The sequence below is a fragment of the Cobetia crustatorum genome, assembly GCF_000591415.1.
Lineage (GTDB): Bacteria > Pseudomonadota > Gammaproteobacteria > Pseudomonadales > Halomonadaceae > Cobetia > Cobetia crustatorum.
In genome coordinates this window covers 140,795-162,419 of record NZ_JEMF01000019.1, presented here as the reverse complement: position 1 = coordinate 162,419, position 21,625 = coordinate 140,795, and the positions used below count along the sequence as shown (strand labels likewise).

The window sequence follows — 21,625 nt, the reverse complement described above, 5'->3', positions numbered from 1 at the left end:
CAGAAAGCGGCATGTCTTCGGACATGCCGCTTTTTTATTGTCTAGAAATGCTTGCCCAGACTCTCTTGTCTGGAATCAGGGCGGTCAGCGCAGTATCGTGAAGGGGGCGATAGCTATCAAAGACCGTCTGACACTTGATGAATTGGGGTTACGCGAGGGAGCCGCATCGATGGACTGGAATCATGTCGAGCAGGACCTGCCGAGCGCCGTGCCGCCACGGCCCTTGCCATATCCGCTGACGTTTCGACTGCCGGCAGGCAGTATTGATTGCCACCTGCACCTGTTTGGCGACTCGGTACGTTACCCGCTGTCAGAGGATAGGACCTACAATCCTGCCGAATTCGGCCTCAAGGATGCGCTCGAAATGCATCAAGCGATGGGCACCAGTCATGGTGTGTTCATTCAACCCAGTGTCTATGGTTACGATAATCGACTGTTGTGCGATAGCCTGGTGGCCTGCCGTGAGCGCGGGCTGGATTATCGGGGCATAGCGGTCGTCAGCCCCGATATCAGTGACGAGGAGCTGGAACGCCTTTCGGCACTGGGTGTGTGTGGGGTACGCCTTAATCTTATCTTCTCTGGTGGCCTGCGCTGGCGGGATGTCGTGGTGCTGGCGGACCGTCTGGTGCGCTTCAAATGGCATCTTGAGTGCCTGATTGATGTTTCCACCTTCCGTGATATGGAAGCGCGCCTCGGTAGTCTGCCGGTGCCTGTGGTGATTGATCATATGGGACACTTGGCCGCGACGCGTGGCCCGGATTGCACAGGCTTTGCAGCACTATGTCGAATGCTCAAGCAGGGGCGGACCTGGGTCAAGCTGTCGGCACCTTATCGACTGACCACGCGAGGGCGGCTGCCGTATTCCGATGTCACCGCGCTGGCGCGTGCGCTGGTGAATGCCAATCCGGAACGCGTGATATGGGGCAGTGATTGGCCGCATCCGTATATCGGTATCGAGATGCCGGAAGAAGATATGCTCGCCGAGTTGATGCAACACTGGTTGCCGGAGCGCGAGGTGCGCGAGAAGATCTTCCGCGATAATCCGCGCAAGCTCTATGGCTATCCGGCCTTCGTGAAGTCGAAGGCGACGCAGCGCACTGAGTCTCGATCCAAGAACCCAAGAGACCCACTGGCAATGATGCCAGTGGGTCTCTTGGGTTCTATCTATGCATCCATGCACCTGACCGGATGTCTCGATGACAGCGTCGGGTGTTACACCACCTTGTAGGCGTGCGGCAGTTCCGCCAGCGGCCCACGGCCACCGGCCAGTGTCAGCGCCAGATCGACCATGCCATCCCATACCGGCAATGCCATGCCACCCTTGACCGCCATGTCAAGACGCTGGGAGAACAGCAGAAGCTTGTGCAGGCGTTTGTGCGGTAGTCGATTGATCGCTTGCTGATAGAAGGGACGACGCTTGTCGAAGATCATCGGCTTCTGGGCCTTGCAGGCGTGCTCGAAACTCTGGCCTTGATCAAGATGCTGGCGCAACGAAAGCAGGGTGCGTAGCTCTCGTGTCAGTGCCCACAGAATGACGGGGGGCTCGACGCCTTCACCGCGCAGGCCCAGTACGATACGTCCGCTGCGTTCGATCTCACCCTTCAGGCAGGCATCCGCCAGCGTGAAGACATCATAGCGAGCGTTGTCCTCGACCCCCTGGGCAATGGCATTGCCATCCAGTCGCGCGCCAGGCGGATGCAGCAACGCGAGCTTCTGCAGCTCTTGATCCGCTGCCAGCAGGTTGCCTTCAATACGCTCGGCCAGCAGGCGTGAGGCATCCTGATTCAACTCCAGTCCATGCAGCCGGGCGCGATCTCGTATCCAGAAGCCCAGACGTGAGTGATCAACGGGCCATACCGCGACGAAGACCCCTACCTTTTCCAGAATCTTGAACCACGCTGTCTGCTGTACCTTGCGATCAAGTCGCGCAGCAGTGATCAGCAGGATATCGCCATTCTTCTCGATTCGCTCGGCGTAGGCTTTGAGTACCTTGCTACCTTCCTGACCTGCACTCTGACTACCAAGACGCAACTCGATCAACTTGCGTGAGGCAAACAGTGACATGCTCGCCGCCGACTCGGTCAGACGCCCCCACTGAAAGCCGTTCTCGACGTGCAGTACTTCGCGTTCTTCGACACCAGCAGCACGTGCTGCCTTGCGGATGGCATCGCAGCTCTCCTGATGAATGAGCGGTTCGTCACCGGCCACGATGTAGACGGGATACAGGCGTTTGCTGAGCTGCTCGTCCAGTTTGTCGGGATAGACCTTCATGAATGTCCTTCGGTCATGCACATGTCGTAACGGCGGCTGCCGCATTGCATTCGGTCGAAAAGATGGCCCAGACAGGCACGGCTCCGTGATAGTCGGTTGCCCGGTATCGCGAAGCCGTGCCTGTCAGTCAGCGGAAATAGTGAGCCCTCTGAATCAGGGGGTGATCACGCGCAGGCGCTCCAGCAGCTGACGACTCAAGTCACGATTGATCTGCCGGCCAGCACGCTCACGGACATCATCGGTATTGAGCAGGTTGTCGTCGTTGGTGTAATAGTTGCTGCTGGCCTCAAGTACTTGCTGGTTGGCCAGATAGGCACCGTCGGACTTGCGCTGTATGGAGTAGACGATGTTATAGGTCAACTCACGCTTGATGCTGCCAGCGTCACCGAAGGTCACCTGCTGGACGTTTTCATTGACCTTGCCCAGATTGAGCGTGAGCGGAGCGCTGTCACTCAGACTGATATCAGCACGTTTGAGTGCGTCACGCAGCGCGCTGTGGGTCTCACTGATCGGTGCCTTGACATCGAGCTGAGTGATAGCCATTGGCGCATCGTTCTGGCCGCGCAGTTGAAAGCCGCACCCGCTCAGTGTCAGCGCCATGCCAACACCGAATGCTGCTAGCAATCGGCGGCCAGCGCGGCGGGATATACGCGTTGATTCGCGTACAGATGCAATGGAATGATTCGCTTGCGTCACCGTGACCTCCTGTCATGAGCGGGTGTCATGAATGTCTTGCGAGGGCATGGCTTGATGGCGAGTCACAATGGACAACATCAGGCCATGCACGAGAATTTGGTTGCTATCGGCTCAGAGCATTTTGCGAAACCTCTGAGCCGATAGCGGAGCCCTGATCGCTCAAGCCATCGGGGCATCTAGTCGTATCGTGGATCAGTTGGCAACGATATTGACCAACTTTCCCGGTACCACGATCACCTTGCGAACCGTTTTTCCATCGACGAACTTGACGACATTGGCATCTGCCAGCGCTGCCGCTTCGATGGTGTCGCGATCAGCGTCGGCCGGGAAGGACAGACGCGCGCGCAGCTTGCCATTGACCTGCACGACCAGCTCGATGCTGTCCTTCTTCATGGCATCAGCATCAGTGGCCGGCCACGGAGCATCGATCACGGCTTCTGCGTGCCCCAGCGTGGCCCACAGCGTATGCGTGGCGTGCGGGATGATCGGCGACAGCAGCAGCACACAAGCCTCGACGGCTTCACGTGCGACTGCCAACCCTTGCGGGCTTGTATCTTCGAAGCGGCTGATGGCATTGACCAGCTCCATCACGGCAGCAATTGCGGTGTTGAAGGTGGTGCGACGGCCAATGTCATCGCTGCACTTGGCGATGGTCTCGTGTGTCTTGCGACGCAGTGCTTTCTGATCGTCATTCAAGGTGGTCATGTCGAGCGCGACTGGAGTACCTGCTGCCACGTGTTCGTGGACCAAACGCCAGACGCGCTTGACGAAGCGGTGCGCGCCTTCGACACCGGAGTCAGACCATTCCAGAGACTGTTCGGGCGGCGCGGCGAACATCATGAACAGGCGCACGGTATCAGCACCGAAGCGGTCGATCATCGACTGCGGATCAACGCCATTGTTCTTGGACTTGGACATCTTCTCGGTGCCTCCGATGACCACCGGCAGGCCATCCGAGAGCAATGTGGCGCTGAGAGCACGCCCCTTGTCGTCTGTCTTCACTTCAACGTCGAGCGGGTTGAACCAGTCGCGGCCACCTTTCTCGTTGATGCGGTAGAAGGTATCCGCGATCACCATGCCCTGGGTCAGCAGCTGCTTGAACGGCTCGTTGCTTTCGACCAGGCCGAAGTCACGCATCAGCTTGTGGAAGAAGCGCGCGTAGAGCAGGTGCAGGATGGCGTGCTCGATACCGCCGATGTAGTAATCGACCGGCAGCCAGTAGTTGGCGCGCTCGTCCAGCATGGCATCGTGGTTGTCCGCGCAGCAGAAACGCGCGTAGTACCAGGAAGATTCCATGAAGGTATCGAAGGTATCTGTCTCGCGCTGCCAGCCATCGCCCAGGTCACTGAAGGACGGCATCTTCTTGATCGGTGAGCCGCCGGAGGCATCGAATTCGACATCCAGCGGCAGCGCCACCGGCAGCTCGGCGTCGGTCAGCGGGATGGATTCGCCGTTCGGGCCGTTCTTGACCGGAATCGGCGCGCCCCAGTAACGCTGGCGGGATACGCCCCAGTCGCGTAGACGGAAGTTGGTCTTGATCTCGCCACGGTTCTGCTCGACAAGGCGGTTGGCAATGGCATCGAAGGCGCTCTCGAAGTCGAGGCCATTGAACTCGCCAGAGTTGATCAGTACGCCGCGCTCGGTGAAGGCGGCTTCGCTGATGTCCGGCGTGTTGCCTTCAGCATCGGCGATCACGGCTTCGATGGGCAGCTCGTACTTGGTGGCGAATTCGTGGTCACGCTCATCGTGTGCCGGCACGGCCATCACGGCACCCGTGCCGTATTCCATCAGCACGAAGTTGGCGACGAATACCGGCACTTCACGGCCGGTCAGCGGGTGGATGGCCTTGTAGCCTGTGTCCATGCCGCGTTTTTCCATGGTCGCCATGTCGGCTTCGCTGGTACCACCACGCGCGCACTCGGCGTTGAACTCGGCCAGTGCCGGGTTGTGCTCTGCCGCGGCCTTGGCCAGCGGGTGAGCAGCGGCGACGCCGACGTAGGTGACGCCCATCAGGGTATCCGGACGGGTGGTGAAGACGGTCAGCGATTCCTGCACCTGGCTTGCTGCGGTATCGAGACCGAAGCTCAGCTCAACCCCGCGCGACTTGCCTATCCAGTTGCGCTGCATGGTCTTGACCTGTTCCGGCCATTCGACCTTGTCGAGATCAGCCAGCAGTTCTTCGGCATAGTCGGTGATGCGCAGGAACACTGCGGGATTTCCTTGCGCTCGATCAGCGCGCCGGAACGCCAGCCACGGCCATCGATGACTTGCTCGTTGGCCAGTACGGTCTGGTCTGCCGGATCCCAGTTGACGATGGAGCTCTTCTTGTAGACGACCCCCTTCTCGACCAGCTTGGCGAAGAACCACTGCTCCCAGCGATAGTATTCGAGATCGCAGGTCGCGAACTCACGGCTCCAGTCGTAGGCAAAGCCCAGCGCCTTGAGCTGATCGCGCATGTAGGCGATGTTCTCATGCGTCCACTTGCCCGGCGGGACGTTGTTCTTCATGGCAGCATTTTCTGCCGGCAGGCCAAACGCATCCCAGCCCATCGGCTGCATCACGTTCTTGCCCTGCATGCGTTGGAAACGGGAGATCACGTCACCGATGGTGTAGTTGCGTACGTGCCCCATATGTAGCTTGCCGCTGGGGTAGGGGAACATCGACAGGCAGTAAAACTTCTCGCGGTTGGCATCTTCCACCGCCTTGAAGCACTGATTTTTCTCCCAGAACTGCTGTGCAGCCTGTTCGATCTGATCGGGAGCGTACTGTTGAGAAGCGTCCTGTGAGTCCATCGGTTCCGTTACTACCTTGGCATTGGCCTATACCTGTCGGGGAGACAGGCAGGGCGTGAAGAAATGAGCAGGCACGACGAGGTGCCATTACTGTCAGAGATACCGCCAAGTCTACCCCAGACGCCAAGCCTCAGGTAGGGGAGGCTGTTGCTGGGCGTAGCGAGTGAGCATCATGAAAAAGCGCTGCATGACTGATGTGCATCAGGGAGTGTTCGGGTGTGGCTTGTGAAGCGACGCCAACGCCGCCATGCTGAAGGTAGAGCGCCACGCCCTCCTGCACCTAGGGAGGAGGTGAAGACACAAGGAGAGTCCATGAGCCAGCAACGTGAATCCCGTGATCCGCATGACCCGATCAGCCCTGCGCGCCATGATGCGAGTGGCGGTTCCTCGCATGATAGCGGCTTTGAAGATACGCCGATGCCGGCCACGGAACAGCACAATGAGAGCGAAGGGCGACTGGGAGAGGCCTACGGCCGCATTCTGACGCGCCTGGAAGAGAGTAGCGGTGAACTGTCCTGGGATGGCCTCAAGGCTGAACTGGACGAGGCAGTGCGCTTCGAGTCTGAGGTCGAGGAGTTCACGCTCGACGAGCTGGCGCTGCTACGTGCTTGGGTCGAACGCGACATGCACGAATTCCGTCGTCACCTGGCGGCTGGCGGAGAAGGTATTGCCAGCTGGCTGGGGATCGACCTCTCCGTGCTGTCACGCAGTGTCAGCTCCGCATTGCTGTCGATTGCCGATCGTACCGTCGTTGATCAAGCGCATTTCGAGGAAGATCTAGAAGCTGCGCGCGCTGACTACACCAGTGGTGAAGTCATCGCACCGGGCCTGCTGCACTGCGTGCACTGTGATGCGACCACCACGCTGACGCATCCATGCGTGCTTGAACCCTGCCATGCCTGCGGACATCGTTTCTTCGCGCGCGGTGCTCCGAAAGTGGCTGCCACGCCTGGGCGTGCATCACGTGATCCGCATGATCCGGATGATGCACGTACCCTCTCTAGCCCGTCGAAGGCTGATCAGCAGGCCGACCCACGTTATGCACGCGGCAATAGTGCCGAGGGTGGCAATGATCATGCTGGCAATGCAGGACACAGTGGCGACGACGACTGATGGCGGTGCCGAGGGAGTGGTTCGTGCCTGCCCAGCAGGCATGGCAAGCGGATCGCAGACCTCAGGCTGTACAGCTGCTGATTGAGCACTTCAATCGGCAGCCACGTCCGCGTGTCGCGGGGCTCTTCAAGCAGATTTCCTACTACCTGTTCATGTTGGGAGATTATCGCGCTGCCAGCCAGATTCTTGAGCATGGCCGCACGGAATGCCCACAGGATGAAGAGATCGCGCTCAATCATGTGGTGTGTCTTTCGCGGGCCGGTGAGCGCGTGGCATCCTGCGCGGCGGGAGAAGTGTTGGTAGAGCAGCAGTGCACGAATCCTGTGCTGTTTGATTCGCTGGCCAGTAGCTGTGCATCGCTCAAACGTCATGACAAGGCGCGCCAGTACGGTAGCCGTGCTCTTGCACTCAAGGATGCCAAGCATGGCAGCTTGCCATTGGCAGCTGGCTGGCAGCTGCCGACTGACTCGCCGAGTGCATTGACGGCAGGCAAGACGCGTGTGTTGTCCTTCGGCGTGTGGGGTGGCGAGCCCCGCTATCTGAATGGCATGCTGCATAATCTGCTGTTGGCGCCGGTGCTGTATCCGGGCTGGCGGGTACGCCTCCATCATGATGCTAGCGTGCCTGACGACTTTCTGGCGCTGGCACGCCAGCTAGGGGCCGAGCTGATGGAGCGGCCTGCCAGTGACAGCCTCCGCCAACGGCTGTGTTGGCGATTCGCAGTCGCGGATGACCCCACGGTGGGCTACTTCGTGGTGCGTGACTGTGACAGCGTGATCAGTCTGCGTGAGGTGCGCGCAGTACAGATGTGGCTGACCTCCGGACGCTTCTTTCACGTGATGCGTGACTGGTGGAGCCATACTGATCTGGTGTTGGCAGGGCTGTGGGGTGGCGTTGCTGGCGTATTGCCATCGCTTGAAGGCATGTTGAGCGAATGGCAGCTGCAGCAGGTCGAGACGCTGAATGTCGATCAATGGTTCATGAAGGAGTGTGTCTGGCGTTATATGCGTACCAGCGTCATCAGTCATGACCGCTGCTACTCGCTATCGATCAACGGACGCGACAGCTTGTGCTTCCCCGATGATGCACTGGGCGAATTTCCGCTCGGCAATGCCCACGTGGGCAGCGATGAATGGACGCGAGACCGCGCCTTTCAGCGTCGTCAGCTGGGGCCGTGGCTCAAGGATGCCAGCTGGATGCAGAACGAACAGTGAGGTGCGAAGTAGCGAAAGGCCGCGCGCGAGCCGTGACACAAGAAAGGGCTGCCAAATGGCAGCCCTTTCTTGTGATGCAGTAATGAGATCAAGCAGAGTTCAACGACCGACCAGCCAGCCTATCCACTCATGCAGGGCCCAGCGGGACTGGGTCAGTGCGGAGCTGTTGGGTATCCATGCATCCATTCCCAGGCTTGAAACCGAGGTATAGCCGACGGGAGCAGGGATGATGGTACGGAAACCCTGGTTCTGGAAATTACGCATGGCGCGTGGCATATGCCATGCGCTGGTCACCAGCACGATCTTGTTGATGTCGTCCTTCTTGAGCGCCTCGCGAGTGTACAGAGCGTTCTGCTGAGTATTCTCGCTGCGATTTTCCAGCCAGCGGGCGGGATAGTCGAACTCGTCGATGAGCGAGCGCTGCATGAGATCCGCCAGTGTGCCGCTATCCGAAGAGGACACCCTGCCGCCCGTGAGCAGAATTGGTAGCTCTGCATTACGCGCGACACGGACTCCCTCATCCAGTCGGCTTAGTGTTTCGCCATTGATGCGATCACGTCCCTGTAGCTCCGGGGCATCATAGTAGCGTCCTCCAGACAGCACGACGACGGCCTGGGCTTGGATCCACTCGGCTGGCTCACTAGGCTGAATGCGCTCCAGGCCAGCCATCAAGCGAGTAGAGACAACGGGCGATGACAGCAACCATAGGGTAAGAATGGCCAGTGCCATGAACGCGCGTGCTGTGCTTGGCCAGCGCTTGAGAATCAGCATAGCCAGAATAAGCAGCAGTAGTGGCCCGCCGGGCGGCAGTATCAGATCCTTGATGATGCCGAGTAACTCGGTGAAGTCCATGACATTCTCGCTTGGTCAGATGCTATGCCGGGCGTCTGCCCGGCAGATGATTATGATGAACGACGTACCTGACGGCGTGCTCCGATACGTTCGGTAATACCTAGAACCAACCCCGGTGCTAGCAGCAAGGCGATCAATATCCACACTGGCAGCATCCCGAAGCGCATCCAGGGCGTCATGCCCAGTTGCAGACGAATGTCGCCGGTGACGGTGGCTTCCTCGAATTGCGGGGCCTGCTCAAGAATTTCACCCTGCGGCGATATGATCGCAGTGACACCGTTGCTGGTTGCACGTAGCAGATAACGACCATTCTCCAGTGCCCGCATCTGAGCCATCTGCAGATGCTGCAGTGGGCCGATGGAGTGCCCGAACCAGGTGTCGTTGGAAACCGTCAGTAGTACGGTAGAGCTGAGTGCGCGTTGGCGTACCAGTTCCGGGTAGACGATTTCATAACAGATCGCCACGCCAATGCGCAGGCCACTGACGCTGAGTGGCGGCTGGTCACTTCCTCCCGCTGCCATGCTCGACATCGGCAGATCGAGGAAACTGATCACACCGCGCAGCACGTTCTCCAGCGGCACATACTCTCCGAAGGGCACGAGGTGCTCCTTGCGATACTGAGTGCCGGGCGCATCGATGGGAATCACGCTGTTATAGAAGCGACCATCGGCATCACGTTCCACTATTCCGGTAATAAGACCGGTTTTAGGTGGCAGAGTTGCCTGAATGCGTTCAAGAAAAGGCTCGGCCTGATCGCGCAGCATCGGTAGCGCCGTTTCTGGCCAGACGATAAGGTCGGCGTCGTCCTGCACGGCGCGGGTCATCGCGGCGTAGGTATTGGCAGCGCGACGTTGGCCTTCAGCACTCCACTTGATCAGCTGTGGCAGGTTGCCCTGTAGCAGCGCAACGCGTGCAGGTTGGCCGCCGGGCTGTGTCCAGTTAGCGGGCAGTAGCAGACCTGCGCCCCACAGCACCACCAGCGGCGCAATGGCCAGCCAGCGGCGGCGTAGCGCCAGATTCCACAATAGCGCGCCGGAGAGCGCGATGATCAGCGAGATGCCGTAGACGCCGAGTATTGGCACCCAATGTGCCAGCGGGGAATCGGCAGCGCTGTTACCCAGCAGCAACCACGGGAAGCCGGTAAAGGCCCAGGTACGAAATAACTCACTGATGACGAACATGGCCGCGAAAGACAGCACATCGAAGCGACGTGAGCAGAAACGCTGCCACAACCCCATCCAGAGTGCAGGGAATAGTGCCATGCAGGCCACGAAGAGCATGGTGAGTAGCACTGCCAGTGGCATTCCGGTGTAGCCGTAGTCGTGAATCGAGACATAGACCCAGCTGGCACCGCTCCCGAATAGCCCTACGCCATACCACCAGGCGCGCATGAAGCCGCCACCTTCCATGCGCAAGGTGCCGTAAAGCAAGCCGGCGCCGAGCGGTCCTAGCCACCATTGATCAAAAGGGGCAAAGCTCAGCGTGACAAGACCGCCGGCAATGATTGCCAGTACGTGACCCAGTATTGAGATGCCGGTGAAGGCGGCTGGGCGGGGGGAATCGGACATACCGCTCTCCTTGTAAAATGCCAGACACACCGAAAGATGTGTCTGGCATTGTCCGTCATCATGACAGGCGACATCGCTAGCCCGTCTGATATGCGTGATGGTGTCATACAGTGTCTTGTGAAGACTGTCATTCAGTGACTCACACCATCATTCACCGCTGATGTGCGCACGGTGTTCTTCCGAGGGCGGTGCATCACCGGTGGCATCCTCCAGTCGGCAGACCTGAACCTGGCGAATGCGTCGGTTGTCGGCGTTGAGTACCGTGAAGCGCCAGCCGGTGAAGTCGGTCGATTCCTGACGACGTGGCATGTGACCAAAGCGCTGAATCATCAACCCGCCCACCGTATCGAATTCTTCATCGGAGAAGTCGGTGGAGAAGTGCTCGTTGAAGTCATCGATGGTGGTCAGTGCACTGACGGCGTACTGGCCATCGCCCAGCTCACGGATATCCTCGTCTTCATCGGTGTCATGCTCGTCCTCGATATCACCGACAATCTGCTCGAGAATGTCCTCGATCGTCACCAGCCCAGCGGTACCGCCGTATTCATCAATGACTACCGCCATGTGATTACGCGTTTCGCGGAATTCCTTGAGCAGGCTGTTGAGGCGCTTGGATTCGGGGATGAACATGGCCGGACGGATGGCTTCGCGCAGATCGAAGCGCTTGCGCTCGCTGTCGTTTTGCAAGATCAGCGGCAGCAGATCCTTGGCCAGCAGAATGCCGAGTACCTCATCGAGATTCTCGTCAATCACGGGATAGCGGGAGTGAGCCGATTCGAGGATCAGCGGCAGATATTCTTCAGGGCGCTGGTCGACCTGAATGGCCTGCACCTGAGAGCGGGGGATCATGACCTCGCGGACCTGCTGGTCGCTGATTTCCAGCGCACCCTCGATGATGGCAATCGCATCCTGATCGAGATTCAGGCGTGGGCCTACCTCTGACAGGAACTGGAGCAGCTCGCTACGGGAGCTGGGTTCGTCGGTGTCGCTTGAGAAGGCGCCGAACAGCTTATCGAGCCAGGATTTCGATTGGCTTCCCGATCGGTCTTCGCTCATGCGTTAGTTTCTCTTTTCCTCGGTGGCGATACCCCATTGTCGTGGTGGTATCGGGGCAGTCGAGCACGACAGGATCATGCTCTGTCGTGCTCGGCGGCGGTCGATGCGGATGCAGGAATGCATCCGCATCAGTGATTCTCTTCCCGGTACGGATCGGAAAATCCCAATCCGGCGAGTATATGGCGTTCGAGCGCTTCCATCCGCTCGGCTTCATCGTCCTCGATATGGTCATAGCTGAGCAAGTGCAAGGTGCCATGAACCAGCATATGAGCGAAATGTGCCTCCAGCGTCTTGCCTTGCTCGCGGGCTTCGCGGGCCACGACATGGACGCTGATGATCAGATCACCCAGAAAGCGTTGTTCATTGTCTTCGGTCTGCTCAAATGACACATCAGTATCGTCGAGATCACCTGACGCCAAGCTGACAGCCTCGGAAGAAGGTGCCTCCAGGGCATCAGCGTCAAGGGCAGGGTCAGCATCAGCATCCTCCTCACCGACCGCCAGCCATGATTCGTCGCTTTCATCCTCACCTTCTTCGGCAAAGCGAGCGGCCAGCTCCGGCGGCAAGGCGAAGTCGTCCAGATCCAGCGGCTCATGTGGGAAGGAGAGCACATTGGTGGGATAGTCCTTGCCGCGATAATCGCGATTCAGGCCCTGGCTCTCTTCTTCCTCCACCAGACGTACGGTCAGCTCGCAGAGCGTGCTGCCGGAATCCAGCGCACCATCTTCTGCTGCACCGATGAGCGCCGCGGCGACCCACGCTTCCAGCTGATGGCTTTCCGGCAGAGGCTGACCGTCGAATTCACGCTCGTCAACGGCCAGTTGCAGGTCAACGACGACGGCAGGCGCTTCGCTCACTGCTGGCCTCCGGAAGTCGTGGGGTTTGTGTTGTTCTGAGGAGCATTGCTTGCAGAAACATTGCCCTGAGCATTCAGCGTGGCCATGCGGGCTTCGCGTTCGGCCTGACGCTGTTCGCGGCGCTCGCCTTCCTGCTTTTCTTCCTCTGCCTCGAAGCTGTCATAGGCTTCGACAATACGCTGTACCAGCGGATGACGTACGACATCCTTGGCCAGGAAGTGCGTGATACTGATGCCAGGAGTTTCCTTGAGCACTACCATCACGTGCGCGAGACCCGACAGAGTGCCCCGCGGCAGATCGACCTGCGAGACATCACCGGTAATCACGGCGGTGGAGCCGAAGCCGATACGCGTCAGAAACATCTTCATCTGCTCACGTGTCGTGTTCTGGGCTTCATCGAGAATGATGTAGGCATTGTTGAGCGTACGTCCGCGCATGTAGGCCAGCGGTGCAATCTCGATGATCTGACGCTCGATCATCTTGTTGACGTGCTCGAAGCCGAGCATCTCATAGAGCGCGTCGTAGAGCGGACGCAGGTATGGGTCGATCTTCTGGGCTAGATCACCCGGCAAAAAGCCCAGCTTCTCGCCGGCTTCGACCGCAGGACGTACCAGCAAAATACGACGAACTTCCTGATTGTTGAGTGCTTCCACCGCCGCAGCCACGGCGAGATAGGTTTTCCCTGTGCCCGCCGGACCAATGCCAAAATTGATGTCGTGGTTACGCATCTCGGTGACATAGCCCTGCTGGTTAAAACCGCGCGGGCGAACCAGTACCTTGGGCGTACGAACCACCACATCACCGTAGCTGATGGCTTTATCTTCAGCAGCTTCTACCAGTGCCTCAACACCGGATTCCTGCAAGAAGAGGTGTACGGTTTCGGCTTCAACCTCACCGGCACCTGTCTCGCGGTACAGATGCTCCAGCACATTGCCGGCGGCCTTGACGGCACTTGAGGGGCCGGCAATCTGGAAGTCGTTACCACGGTTGCGCAGGGTGACGCCGAGTCGGGATTCAATCAGCTTGAGATGCTCGTCGCGCTGACCGGTCAGGCTGGCAAGACGTTGCGGGTCTGCCGGCTCAAGCGTCATGTTGAGAATGCGATTGGCTTGCTGGGGCTGGTGGCTCAAGGCGTCGAATATCCTGGTGAAGATGAATGCGGAAGTCGGCGTGGGCATGCGTTTCGCCATCGAGGAATGAGCATGCGACACGTAGATGCAACGAGCTTAATGCGCGATGGCCGTAGAGGGCAATTGTCCTGTACGGCCACCATGGCTATCTGCTTGATAATGATGGGGTTGAGCGTTATTGGCTCGTGAGGGTTTGGCTCAATAACGATAAGGAGAGCTGAGCTCACCGCGCAGCGAGTTGGGATAGGCCTCGGTAATTTCGACATCCACCAGGTAGCCGATCAGCTCGGTCGGGTTGGCGGCGCGGAAGTTGACCACGCGATTGTTCTCGGTACGTCCGGACAGCATGCCCGGGTCGCGCGGCGAGAAGCCTGATACCAAGATACGCTGAGTAGTGCCCACCATCTTGCGACCGATCTGCATTGATTGCTGATTGATGCGCTCTTGCAGGATCAATAGACGCTCTTTCTTCACGTCCTCGGGAGTATCGTCCTCGAGATTTGCCGCCGGTGTGCCGGGGCGTGACGAGTAGATGAAGCTGAACGAGTGATCGAAGCCAATCTGGCCGATCAGGTCCATGGTGTCCGCAAAATCCTGATCTGTTTCACCGGGGAAGCCGATGATGAAGTCGGAAGAGAAGCTCATGTCCGGACGCAAGGTGCGGATACGCTCGAGCTTGTCGATGTACATGTCACGCTCATGGCCACGCTTCATCGCTGCCAAAATACGGTTGGAGCCTGACTGCACTGGTAAATGCAGGTGGCTGACCAGTTCCGGGATTTCGCCAAAGGCCTCGATCAGCGAGTCCTTGAACTCCACCGGATGTGAGGTAGTGAAGCGAATGCGATCGATGCCCTCGACCTGCGCCACGCAACTGATCAGCTCGGCGAGATCTATTTCCTCACCCAGTAGATTGAGTCCTGCGTAGGCGTTGACGTTCTGGCCGAGCAGATTTATCTCGCGCACGCCTTGGTCGGCGAGGTGAATCACTTCGTCCATCACCTTCTCGAATGGGCGCGAGACTTCTTCGCCTCGCGTGTACGGCACCACGCAGAAGGTGCAGTACTTGGAGCAGCCTTCCATCACCGAAACGAAGGCACTGGCGCCATCACTGGTGGGGGCGGGAAGATTGTCGAACTTCTCGATCTCGGGGAAGGTCACATCTACTACCGAGATCTGCTTCAGGCTGTCACGACGAGTGTCGAGCATCTTTGGCACGCGGTGCAGTGTCTGAGGGCCGAAGATCATGTCGACGTGAGGGGCGCGCTTGCGGAGATTGTCGCCTTCCTGGCTGGCCACGCAGCCGCCAACACCGATCACTAGCGCCGGATTCTTCTCCTTGAGCTTCTTCCAACGTCCCAGCTGATGGAAGACCTTCTCCTGCGCCTTCTCGCGGATGGAGCAGGTGTTGAGAAGGATGACGTCCGCTTCGGATTCGTCATTCGTGACTTCCATCTGATGGGATTCACCGAGCAGATCCGCCATGCGAGCGGAGTCGTACTCGTTCATCTGGCAGCCGTGGGTCTTGATGAAGAGTTTCTTCGCCATTGCCTTGTGTGAACGCTCTGAGCTGCGCGCCGAACCTTCGTACGCCTACGGTCCGTGACACATCAAGGTGACGGGCGACGAATGAAGCGGTCAGGAGAAGGGGCGCGACTTTGTAATGAATGAGTCCCGAGACGTTGACGCTAATCGGGAGTCTGGGGCGCGGCATGTTGCCGAGGCCTAAATCAGGACGGCACAGTATAGGAGGCTGCTGTCCATGCGGCCAGTCTTGTCGGCGTAGCTCCTCAAAAGGTGGGGTATGGCGAGCGCTCCCGCTTGCCGATGGCTGTGGTATCCTCACGAGCAGCTTGGCTGAGGCTGCATGTTTCTTTCCGGTTTTGTCCCCGCGAGACATAGGCAGTAACGAGAACATGGAACTGTCAATGGCTTGATTTGTTAAGGTTTTCATGCCGATAGCGTGCATGTCTGAGCTGGTTAAAAAATGAACAATGTGTTGGCGGGGCAGGCATTTCGCCGCGTGCGCGTCCTCCCTTCCAACGTTGTCCCAAGACTTATCCACAGAAAGTGTGGATGTCTGAAGACACTGAAATGTGTGGTACGTCCAAGCACTATAGTGATGCCAGGCAGGAAGCCTTGCATTACACAACCTGGTAGACAACGCATGGGCAGACAAGGCGTGCTTCGGCGCACCGATTCGCGGTTGATCATGTTCAGCAAGTGAGTCCCATGGGCTTATCACTATAGCCTTATGAGCATGACGGCCATCGCCCTCAGACAGCCATGAAGAACGTGACATGATGCGATTACTCTCTTTCAGCAGCTTTTCATCTCTTGATAACTTTTCATCTCGTTCACTCCGTGAGGCAACGTTGCGTTCATTACGCCGTGTACTGATGGGACTTGGCATTACCGGCAGCCTGATGCTGGGTGTGTCTGCCCCGACTGCCAGTGCCGCTGAAGATCACTGGGTCTCGGATGCCTTGACCACTTTCGTGCGCAGCGGGCCGACCGATGGCTATCGTATCGTGGGCACGGTTGAGGCCGGCCAGCCCGTTGAGTTGCTCGAGGTGCAAAACGACTACAGCAAGATTCGCACGGATAGTGGTGATGTGGTGTGGTTGCCTTCCTCTGAGCTGCAGAAGACGCAAAGCGTCAATGCTCGAGTGCCGACGCTGAGTGCCAAGGTCAAGAGCCTGACGTCGCGACTCGACGGTATCGATCAAGAGTGGGAAACCCGTGTCGCGGACATGAAGGTAGGGCTTGAAACCCGTCAGGCGCGCATCGAGGAGCTGGAGCAGGCCAGTAACAGCCAGTCATCCGAGCTTGCAGAGGCGCGCGACAAGATGGGCAGAATGCAGGCATTGCTGGATACCCAGAAGCAAGACTTGCTGGTGCGTTACTTCATGTATGGCGGCGGTGTCGCTGGCGCTGGCTTGTTGGTCGGCCTGATTGTGCCGCATCTTCCGAGGCGCAAGAAGAAGCGTCACGGCTTCCTGTAAGGCTTTGACAATGTCGAGCCAGATCGTATGTGACAAACGGGAGTGACGATGTCAGCAGGTGCCTCTGATAGATCCGCCAGTGACCCCTGGTTGTCTCGCTGGCAGGAAGGACGGATTGGATTCCATCTCCCGGCGACACATGCGGCTCTCGAGCGTTGGTGGCCACATCTGGAGGTGGCTGCCAGCGCCAAGGTGCTGGTGCCGCTGTGCGGCAAGAGCCTGGACATGCGCTGGTTGGCAGCTCAAGGTCATCCAGTGTTGGGTATCGAGCTGGCGCGTCAGGCGTGTGAGCAGTTTGTGGCTGAAGGGGTAGGGGATGTTTCGCGCTATCGTCTCGAGTATTTCGATTGCTTCCGTCAGGGACCGGTGGAGTTATGGTGTGGTGATTTCTTCCACTTCCATATTGATCACGTAGACCATCTTGATGCTTTCTATGATCGTGCTGCACTGATTGCACTGCCGCCTGCCACGCGTCAGCGCTATGCCTTCCATCTGGCCCAGCTGTTGCCGCCGGGCGCGCGAGGGTTGTTGATCAGCCTAGAGCGTGAGCAGGATGTGCAGCAGGGGCCACCGTTTCACGTGGCGGAGGACGAGGTGCGTCAACTGCTGAGCTCCAACTTCACGCTTGAGGTATTGGAGCGTCGTGCGGCCGATGAACGTGGGTTGCGCGAAACCGTATGGGGGCTGGTACGTAAAGGACCGCGCACCTGACACATCCTGCGATATCGAATCTGCCTCATGAAGAATGTAAAACGCCCGCTGGCCATTGGCAGCGGGGGCGTTTTCATATCTGAAGCAGTGTCTGAGTGCTACTGGTCCAGCTGGCGGATCAGTGTGGTGTCCTGGAAAGCGCGCGTCAGCGCATCGCCAATCACCTTGGAGACCAGCTCAGTATTCTTTTTTTGGCTCGGCTTGAGGGCATAGCCCTGGTCACGCGTTGCAGTATAGCTGCCGGTATAGCGCTGCTGGCCGGACACTGCTACGGCTTGAATGACGCCATTGAGCGCTGCGGTATCGGTGATCAGTCCGCCACGCTTCACGCCATAGGCCAGCTCGGTCAGTGAGATGGTCAGCTGGGAGGCACCTGGATTTGCCTGCTCGGCCGAGACTGGCACGAAGCCCATGCGGCGTAGCGCGCTGATGGTCTGTGCTTCAAGCTTCGGTGTCAGATCGCCAGTCGGCACGACAAGGTAGCTTGAGGCGTTGGTCGCGCCATCGCGTGAGCCGATCCGCTCGGAGGGGCGCTTGTCGATCACCTCAACCACGATTTGCTGACCGTGACCGACCACGCCCATCTCACCGACTTGAGGATTGACGTAAAGTCGCTGAGGGCTGGTGCCGCAGGCGCTCAGTAGAGAGGTAATGGCAATCATTGCCACGGTTATGCAGGTTTTGCGCAATGTACGCATCATTATGGGGGGCTCCAAAGCAAGGACCGCTCGTCATGAGAGGTAAGTGATGTGCTGAATGGCGCGAGTATAGGGGCAGTCAGGTTATCGAGCGTAGTGGAAATTTACGCTCAGCGTTGTCCCTTTTCAGCTACACCTCCTGTTATTCTCCATCATTTTACCGTGCGTGCCAGTGCCAGCAGGCCAAGTAACGGGCCAGGCAGCAGTGCGAGTAGAACAAGACTGCCATGGCTGGCGACCCACGGTGCCAGGAGTGCAATCGAGACCAGCGAGAGACTGAAACCGAATGCGTTCATCATGGCTAGCGCGCTGGCTTGCAGTTCAATCGGCGTACCGCTGGCGGCCAAGGCAGAGAACTGCGGTGAGTCGATCACTGCCAGCAAGCTCCATAGCGCCAATAGGCCCAGCAATATGGCGTAGCTGGCTTCCATCTCCATGGCGGCCACGAAAATCAGAGTCAGGACGACGGATCCCGCAAGGCCAAGACGTGCGACCCACAGGCTCCCCCAGCTACGTGATAACCAGCCCCCCATGACACAGCCGGGTGCTCCCACCGCAATGACCACAAAGCTATGCAGCGCCAGCTGTACCGACGATAACGTCTCGCCGGTCAGGCTCGCCATTTGCGCAAGCAACAGTGGCACTAGTGCCCATAGCGTGTAGAGCTCCCACATGTGGCCGAAATAGCCCAGCGCACCACGTACAAAGCCCGGATGCTGCCACGCTGCCAGCCCACGTGTGGCACGCGAGATGATACTGGGGGGCGGGGCGGGCAATGGCGATGAGGAATATGACGAAGCGGATGTTGCAGCATGAGTCGCCATGGGCGGCGAGATTGAAGCCGGTGCCGGAGTCTTCAATGTCGCCACCAATCCGGCCCCGATCACCGCCAGCAGTGATGCCGCACCGACAGCCGTGCCCCAAGGTAGCTCAAGATCACCGGAATTCTGTAGTGCCGCCAGTCCATGAGGTAGCGAAGTGCCCAGTACCAACATGCCGACCAGCCATCCCAGTGCCGCACCTGCCCGCTGTGGAGCGATCTGTACCATCAGCTTGAGTCCGATGGGATAGATACCTGCCAGTGCCAAGCCCGTCAGTACACGTAATCCGGTCGCACTGACTAGCCCCGGTGCGACGAGCAGCGCCAGATTGGTGAGCGCACCCAGCAGGCAAGAAGCCATGAATAGGCGGCGCGCTGCAAAGCGGTCCGCCAGCCCTGCCAGCCCCAATACCAGCGTGCCCAGTATAAAACCACCCTGTACGGCGGCTGTCAGTTGGCTGAGCGCAGCAGCACCAGTCCCTGTGATTTGCCAGTCGCTCAGCATTGGCATCAATACCGCGTTGGGCGTGAACCATAGACTGGTGCCAAATAGCTGGGCTAGTGCAATCAATGCGACGGGATAACGATTGGCTATTCGCCGCCAACAGCAGCCGTAAGACATGAGAGGCCGGAGGGAAGAGGACAAGAAACCACCTTGTAAAATACGTGGTGCAGATGAATGTAGTCTCGGATCAGACAAGCAGAGTGACGAGGTCATGAAACGAAAACGGGCGACACATGAAGTGTCGCCCGAGAGAGATGACCTGACCAGTCATGGCCGATCAATATTCACCATCACGTCATGTGGCTCGCTTACAGCCCCATGGCCGAGGAGGTTGAGCGGCGCGGGTCGCACCGCCATAGAAGGTGCCGTCCTGGATCATCACGGACTGGATGGCCCCCATGGCGTCCTTGGTGACGACCTTGTGGCCCATCGCCTCGAGCAGGCGGATGGTGTCCTGACTGATGCCCGCCTCGATGCGGATCTCGTCCGGTAGCCACTGATGGTGAATGCGCGGCGCGCTGACGGCCGACTGGATGTTCATGCCGTGATCGATCACGTTCATGATCACCTGCAGTGTGGTGGTGATGATGCGTGAACCGCCGGGGCTACCGGTGACGAGGAAGTTTTTGCCGTCCTTCATCACGATGGTCGGGCTCATTGAGGACAGCATGCGCTTGCCTGGCTCGATCTTGTTGGCGACGCCGCCGATCAACCCATAGGCATTCGGCACGCCCGGCTTGGCGGAGAAGTCATCCATCTCATTGTTGAGCAGGAAGCCTGCGCCATCCACGACGATGCCGGAGCCGTAGCTGAAGTTGATGGTATAGGTGTTGGAGACCGCCAGACCGTTTCCATCGGCGATCGAGAAGTGGGTGGTCTGGTTGGACTCATAGGGCTGTGGTTTACCGGGCTTGATCTCGCTGGACGGCGTGGCCTTGTTCATGTCGAACTGGGCGCGCAGCTCCTTGGCGTAGTCCTTGGAGATGATGCCGGTCAGCGGCACATCGACGAAGTCGGTATCGCCCAGATATTCGGAACGATCCGCATAGGCGCGGCGCATGGCCTCGGCCATCACATGAATGGTAGCGGCGGAGTTGAAGCCCATCGCCTTGATATCATCGCCTTCCAGCATGTTGAGAATCTCGACGATGTGCGCGCCACCAGAAGAGGGCGGACTCATCGAGAAGATGTCATAACCGCGGTAGGTGCCGTGAACTGGCTCACGGACTTCCGGCTCGTACGCCTTGAGGTCATCCAGTGTCATGATGCCATCGTGGCGGTCCATCTCGGCGACGATCAGCTTGGCGGTTTCGCCTTCATAGAATTCGCGCGGCCCTTCTGTGGCGATCCGTTTCAGCGTGGCAGCCAGTTCGGGCTGTTTGAACAGCTCGCCTGCCGCATAGTTGCTGCCATCCGGCTTGTAGAACACCTTGGCGGTGCTGTCCCATTTTGCGAGACGGTCCTTGGCATCGCTCAGACCCTTGGCGAAGCGAGAAGGAATGACAAAGCCATCTTCCGCCAGCTTGATCGCCGGAGCGAGTGCCTGCTCAAGCGTCAGTGTGCCGTAATCTTCCAGCGCCTTGGCAAGCCCTGCCACGGTACCGGGCACGCCAGCGGCGCGGTGCGTATAGCGCGACCACTCAGAGACTGCCTCTCCATTCTCGTCCTGGAACATGGTCTCGCTGGCGGCGGCCGGTGCCTTCTCGCGATAATCGATGGCGACCACCTTGCCGGTTTTCTCGTCGGAGACCAGCATGAAGCCACCGCCACCAATATTGCCCGAACGTGGTTGGGTCACGGCGAGCGCGAAGCCAGCGACCACTGCGGCATCCACTGCATTACCGCCTTCGGCCAGCACATCACGTGCGACCTGAGAAGCCAGATAATGGCTGGTAGCGACCATGCCCTTGTGGCCTTCCACCGGATGGAAACGCTCGCCTTCCAAAATGGCGGAGCTATCAGCGAAGGCGACCGGTGCTGTGATCGGAACGAGACCTGCCAGCGGTAACAGTACAGATGCGGCCAGTATTTTCAGGCGCTTGCGGCCTGCAAGAGAGGTATCAAGCATGAGTGGTATGTTCCATTTATCATTATTGGAGTGCTGCATGGTCAGCAGATGATGCGAGAGCCATGCGCGTGACGGCACAAGCATCCGTCAGCCGGTGTGGCAGTTGTGTTGATATGACCCCGGAGGCCCATATGCTTTGTCCCTTTGCACACGACGGATCTGTTAACTATCAGATGCTAATACATGAATTTCAACACCGATCTGTATTCTCGGATGCGCACGCCGCCATGTTGGCCTTTTTTTATTGGCAGTTAAGCGCTGTATACACT

14 protein-coding genes and 4 pseudogenes are annotated in these 21,625 nt (G+C 58.6%); 5 read left to right on the top strand and 13 right to left on the bottom strand.

All coding sequences use genetic code 11. The annotated features are described in order from the left end of the window. Window positions 1–169 precede the first annotated feature (169 nt). Window positions 170–1,228 carry an amidohydrolase family protein gene (locus BF12_RS18840; protein WP_024951413.1) on the top strand — a complete coding sequence of 353 codons (1,059 nt, stop codon included), beginning with the start codon at window positions 170–172 and terminating at the stop codon, window positions 1,226–1,228. On the opposite strand, the gene holA is transcribed toward BF12_RS18840, so the two are convergent. The 3 genes and pseudogenes from holA to leuS form a co-directional block, all read right to left on the bottom strand. Continuing rightward, on the bottom strand, window positions 1,213–2,271 hold the full coding sequence (gene holA, locus BF12_RS0105550) for a DNA polymerase III subunit delta (RefSeq protein WP_024951412.1): 1,059 nt from the start codon (window positions 2,269–2,271) through the stop codon (window positions 1,213–1,215). The genes BF12_RS18840 and holA overlap by 16 nt on opposite strands. Before the next feature lie 153 nt (window positions 2,272–2,424). Further along, window positions 2,425–2,967: an LPS-assembly lipoprotein LptE gene (locus BF12_RS0105545; RefSeq protein WP_024951411.1), complete on the bottom strand. Its 543-nt coding sequence runs from the start codon at window positions 2,965–2,967 to the stop codon at window positions 2,425–2,427. 192 nt (window positions 2,968–3,159) lie between these two features. Further along, window positions 3,160–5,759: pseudogene (gene leuS / locus BF12_RS18835) on the bottom strand (leucine--tRNA ligase). Between the two features lie 312 nt (window positions 5,760–6,071). On the opposite strand from leuS, the gene BF12_RS23355 reads away from it, so the two are divergent. Together BF12_RS23355 and BF12_RS0105530 are read left to right on the top strand one after the other, a co-directional pair. Continuing rightward, the gene (locus BF12_RS23355) at window positions 6,072–6,872 is read left to right on the top strand and encodes a zinc ribbon-containing protein (protein WP_024951410.1); all 801 of its coding nucleotides are present in this window, start codon (window positions 6,072–6,074) and stop codon (window positions 6,870–6,872) included. A 23-nt stretch (window positions 6,873–6,895) separates the two neighbouring features. Further along, window positions 6,896–8,086 carry a tetratricopeptide repeat protein gene (locus tag BF12_RS0105530; RefSeq protein ID WP_024951409.1) on the top strand — a complete coding sequence of 397 codons (1,191 nt, stop codon included), beginning with the start codon at window positions 6,896–6,898 and terminating at the stop codon, window positions 8,084–8,086. 99 nt (window positions 8,087–8,185) lie between these two features. Here BF12_RS0105530 and BF12_RS0105525 read toward each other — a convergent pair whose 3' ends face one another. The 7 genes and pseudogenes from BF12_RS0105525 to miaB form a co-directional block, all read right to left on the bottom strand. Further along, window positions 8,186–8,938, bottom strand: coding sequence for a YdcF family protein (locus BF12_RS0105525; RefSeq protein ID WP_024951408.1), 753 nt, complete (start codon window positions 8,936–8,938; stop codon window positions 8,186–8,188). A 50-nt stretch (window positions 8,939–8,988) separates the two neighbouring features. Further along, window positions 8,989–10,506 carry an apolipoprotein N-acyltransferase gene (gene lnt, locus BF12_RS0105520; RefSeq protein ID WP_024951407.1) on the bottom strand — a complete coding sequence of 506 codons (1,518 nt, stop codon included), beginning with the start codon at window positions 10,504–10,506 and terminating at the stop codon, window positions 8,989–8,991. Window positions 10,507–10,653: 147 nt separating this feature from the next. Beyond that, the gene (locus BF12_RS0105515; protein ID WP_024951406.1) at window positions 10,654–11,562 is read right to left on the bottom strand and encodes a CorC family transporter; all 909 of its coding nucleotides are present in this window, start codon (window positions 11,560–11,562) and stop codon (window positions 10,654–10,656) included. Between the two features lie 128 nt (window positions 11,563–11,690). Continuing rightward, window positions 11,691–12,017, bottom strand: a pseudogene (gene ybeY / locus BF12_RS23685) (rRNA maturation RNase YbeY); the annotation flags it as partial. 141 nt (window positions 12,018–12,158) lie between these two features. Next, window positions 12,159–12,419 (bottom strand): annotated as a pseudogene (locus tag BF12_RS23680) (rRNA maturation RNAse YbeY); the annotation flags it as partial. Next, a complete protein-coding gene (locus BF12_RS0105505; protein ID WP_422615155.1) occupies window positions 12,416–13,549 on the bottom strand; it encodes a PhoH family protein in 1,134 nt (377 codons plus the stop codon). The pseudogene BF12_RS23680 and the gene BF12_RS0105505, both read right to left, overlap by 4 nt. A gap of 198 nt (window positions 13,550–13,747) precedes the next feature. Further along, window positions 13,748–15,097 (bottom strand): tRNA (N6-isopentenyl adenosine(37)-C2)-methylthiotransferase MiaB, encoded by a 1,350-nt coding sequence (gene miaB, locus BF12_RS0105500; protein ID WP_024951403.1) that lies wholly within the window; start codon window positions 15,095–15,097, stop codon window positions 13,748–13,750. An 827-nt stretch (window positions 15,098–15,924) separates the two neighbouring features. On the opposite strand from miaB, the gene BF12_RS0105495 reads away from it, so the two are divergent. Further along, a complete protein-coding gene (locus BF12_RS0105495; RefSeq protein WP_024951402.1) occupies window positions 15,925–16,554 on the top strand; it encodes a TIGR04211 family SH3 domain-containing protein in 630 nt (209 codons plus the stop codon). 48 nt (window positions 16,555–16,602) lie between these two features. Continuing rightward, window positions 16,603–17,265: a thiopurine S-methyltransferase gene (gene tmpT, locus BF12_RS0105490; protein ID WP_024951401.1), complete on the top strand. Its 663-nt coding sequence runs from the start codon at window positions 16,603–16,605 to the stop codon at window positions 17,263–17,265. A 98-nt stretch (window positions 17,266–17,363) separates the two neighbouring features. Here tmpT and BF12_RS0105485 read toward each other — a convergent pair whose 3' ends face one another. From BF12_RS0105485 to ggt, 3 genes and pseudogenes are all read right to left on the bottom strand, one after another. Beyond that, window positions 17,364–17,966, bottom strand: a complete 603-nt coding sequence (locus BF12_RS0105485; RefSeq protein ID WP_024951400.1) for a YajG family lipoprotein — start codon at window positions 17,964–17,966, stop codon at window positions 17,364–17,366. Window positions 17,967–18,115: 149 nt separating this feature from the next. Beyond that, entirely contained in the window at window positions 18,116–19,429 is a 1,314-nt protein-coding gene (locus BF12_RS0105480) for an MFS transporter (protein WP_246116625.1), read from the bottom strand. Between the two features lie 167 nt (window positions 19,430–19,596). Next, a pseudogene (ggt, locus tag BF12_RS18815) lies at window positions 19,597–21,356 on the bottom strand (gamma-glutamyltransferase). Window positions 21,357–21,625 lie beyond the last annotated feature (269 nt).

What these genes read in the sequence shown, in the direction of transcription:
- holA (WP_024951412.1), bottom strand. Translation starts at nt 2,271, where the DNA reads ATGAAGGTCTATCCCGACAAACTGGACGAGCAGCTCAGCAAACGCCTG.
- BF12_RS0105485 (WP_024951400.1), bottom strand. Translation starts at nt 17,966, where the DNA reads ATGATGCGTACATTGCGCAAAACCTGCATAACCGTGGCAATGATTGCC.
- lnt (WP_024951407.1), bottom strand. Translation starts at nt 10,506, where the DNA reads ATGTCCGATTCCCCCCGCCCAGCCGCCTTCACCGGCATCTCAATACTG.
- tmpT (WP_024951401.1), top strand. Translation starts at nt 16,603, where the DNA reads ATGTCAGCAGGTGCCTCTGATAGATCCGCCAGTGACCCCTGGTTGTCT.
- miaB (WP_024951403.1), bottom strand. Translation starts at nt 15,097, where the DNA reads ATGGCGAAGAAACTCTTCATCAAGACCCACGGCTGCCAGATGAACGAG.
- BF12_RS23355 (WP_024951410.1), top strand. Translation starts at nt 6,072, where the DNA reads ATGAGCCAGCAACGTGAATCCCGTGATCCGCATGACCCGATCAGCCCT.
- BF12_RS0105515 (WP_024951406.1), bottom strand. Translation starts at nt 11,562, where the DNA reads ATGAGCGAAGACCGATCGGGAAGCCAATCGAAATCCTGGCTCGATAAG.
- BF12_RS0105525 (WP_024951408.1), bottom strand. Translation starts at nt 8,938, where the DNA reads ATGGACTTCACCGAGTTACTCGGCATCATCAAGGATCTGATACTGCCG.
- BF12_RS18840 (WP_024951413.1), top strand. Translation starts at nt 170, where the DNA reads ATGGACTGGAATCATGTCGAGCAGGACCTGCCGAGCGCCGTGCCGCCA.